Here is a 3042-nt window from a genome sequence, read left to right on the forward strand (position 1 = left end):
CGTACTTCATATTATGGGAGCTAATTTTTTCTTTTATTTTACCTAGAACGAGCGCACTTTCGCAAGAGGTCTAATAAATCGCCAATTAAAAAAGCTAACTCCTGTTGGGGAGTTTGGCTTGGGCTGACAGCGGGCGCGGGTACGATCGCACTTGCAGGCGTGGGCACGATCGCACTTGCAGGTGCTGGCTGAATCTGAGTTACAGGCTGGGTTAGAGAGGCAAGAGGGGCTGTGGGCGCGGGATTTGGCGCGTTTGAAGGTTCGGGGGCGATCGCAGGTTGAGCGCCGAGGGAGGAGGTGATTTGGGAAACAGAGGGAAGGGTAGGTGTAGAAGCTATGCGGGCAGCAGCGTTTGGGGTTGTGGGCGTTGAGGGCTGTGTAGGGCGCGCGCGGGGTGGCAGTACGAATGAATCGGGCAATTCAGGTAGTTGGAAGTCAATGGGAAAACCAGGTATCGGATCGGGTGTTGCCGAAGGTGCGATCGAAGTTTGGGGAATTGGGGCAAGTGGGATAAATATTTGGGGAATTGGGAAAGGTGCGATCGAGCTTTCCGGCGTTGGGGCAGGTGCGATCGAGCTTTCGGGTGTTGCCGAAGGTGCAAGGGGTAAACGCGGTGCGGGTTGCGGTGAGGGCGTGCCTGCGGGCGCTGGAGTCGCTGTGGGGGAAGGCGTTGGAGTATCTGCTGCTGTCGGTGCGGGCGATGGAGTATCTGCTGCTGTCGGTGCAGGTGTGGGAGTAGCTGCTGGTGTGGGTGCAGGCGTTGGAGTAGGTGCGGCTGTGGGTGCGGGCGTTGGAGTAGCTGCTGCTGTGGGTGCGGGCGTGGGAGTAGCTGCGGGCGTTGGAGTAGCTGCTGGTGTGGGTGCAACTATTGGTGGCGGTACGGAGATAATTTGAATGCGATCGACATCCTGTTTGTGAGTATAAAGATATTCGCGATCGGGCAAAATTGTTTGTATGGGATTACTATTTCCTCTAGTAATTGCACCCGCCGTTCCATTTGTCTCGGAATTGCCGACAATAAAAGGCGTTATTCCCGCGCCCCCGTGGCGGATAGTTATAGTACCGCCGTTGCTATCTCCAGGATTTCCAGCCGTAGAAATGCTAGCATTGATGCCGTTTCTGTCTGTGAAGGAATTGAGCGATCGAAAAAACCTTCCCATCAGAATCTCGACATTGCCTCCCGTACCTTTGCCGAGACTACTTTGAGCGTTAATTTGACTCGCAGTAATATCGCCCTCAGCACTGCGGTTATAAGCCGTGACATTCCCTGCATTCCCCTCAGCCGAAGAGTCAATTTTACCAACATTAATACTTCCGGTAGCGTCGAGCAAAATACTGCCACCATTACCAGGAGACGAGGTATTGATATCGCCCGCACTAATATTAGTTCCAGCGCTCAAAGCGATATTGCCACCAGTGTTAGGGGAAGTCGCATCAATATTTTTAGTTGTGATTTCTCCGTTCTCGCTAAACAAAGAAATTCCGGCGGGTGAGGTAATATTTTGGGCGGTAATATTATTCGTAGTAATAATGTTAATTGCCGCGGAACTTTCGGGGATATCATCTTGAATATTGACGCTGTTGAGGGGAGCAACACTGCCCACAGCACCACCAAAGTCAACACTTCCCGCATCGGGTTGAACAGTCAGACTGTAAGGCCCGTCAACTGTAGACTTAAAAGTAATATCGCCAGTCTCTAAAATTTTGACCGAGAGGTCGTTACCTAATGTTACCGGAGCGTTAAAAGTAATGTTATTGCGGTTAGTTTCGATCTTGCCCTTGGCAGTAATAGAATCATTTGCCTGGACATCAATATTGCCACCAGTAACAGTAATACTGGGAGCGAAAGTGCGGGAATTAATATCAGATGTCGAAACTGTTCCGCCAGCATTTATGGTGACTCCTCCGCCCTTACCATTTGCTGCGGCGGTAATAATTGGGCCGGCAGTTGTGTCGATATTACCGCCGCTTTGAATGCGAAGATTGCCACTGTTGGCGTTGAACCCGCTTAATAATAGGGCGCTACCAATTCCTGCCGTACTGATATTGCTTCCAGCTTCGAGGGAAATATTGCCGCCGTTGTTGCCGCCGATCGCATTGATGATTCCGGCGGTAGTGTCGATCGCCCCGCCGCTTTTAAACGTGATTGAGCCGCCGTCTTGATTGCCGATCGCCCGGATGTCGCTGGTAGTAATATTTCCCCCAGCATTTAGATTAACATTGCCCCCTGTGTTAGTTTTAAGATCGGGAGATGAACCGTCATAACTTGTCAATAACTGACCTGTAGTGATATTTCCGTTGCTGTTAGTAAAGTTAAGATTTCCACCCTGTATTCCCGATACTAAAACATCGCCTATATTAATGTCACCGTTGGTAGTAGATAAAGTAACATTGCTACCGTTGCCCTTACTAGAAGTACCCGCGATCGCGGTTCCTGTTGTCGGTGTTGTGATGCCGGTGCTGGCTTGAATGGTAATATTTCCAGCAGCGCGATCGCCCGTAGTATCGATCGCGCCGATATTAATTGTACCCCCACTTCTAAGGGCGATCGAGCCGCCGCTTTGAATTGCCCTGACATTGAAATTGCCAGTCGTAATATTATCGCGATCTGCTATTAAAGTTATTGACCCACCATTTTCAGGGGCAAAACTTACAATAAACGGCCCACCATAATCCATATCACCATAAGACAAAGTCAAATCACCATAAGACGAAGTATTTTGGTAGAATTCACCTGTGTTAATGCTGCCATTAGTGCTAGTAAAATTAATTATGCCTCCCTGTGTGTTACTCTGCCCTCTACCGTAGGCAGACACTTTACCTGTTGTAATATTTCCATTAGCAGAGACACGTATATTGCCACCTATATTATTGCTTTCGGAAATAACATCTATCTCGCCAATGTTAATAGTTCCATTTACGCTAGTAATATTGATATTTGCAATATCAGCTTGTCCTCCAAATATACTAGACATCTCCAAAATAGTAACAGTTCGTGGTAATATCACATCATAAAGCTTTTTTGACCCAGAAACATGAGCG

Annotated in this window: 1 pseudogene; it reads right to left on the reverse strand. The window is 48.7% G+C overall.

Going from position 1 to position 3042, the window contains the following annotated elements:
• Window positions 1-38: 38 nt before the first annotated feature.
• Window positions 39-3042, reverse strand: a pseudogene (locus QUA03_RS28610) (hypothetical protein); the annotation flags it as partial.

Source organism: Microcoleus sp. S36b_A4 (assembly GCF_036700645.1).
Classification (GTDB): Bacteria; Cyanobacteriota; Cyanobacteriia; order Cyanobacteriales; family Microcoleaceae; genus Microcoleus.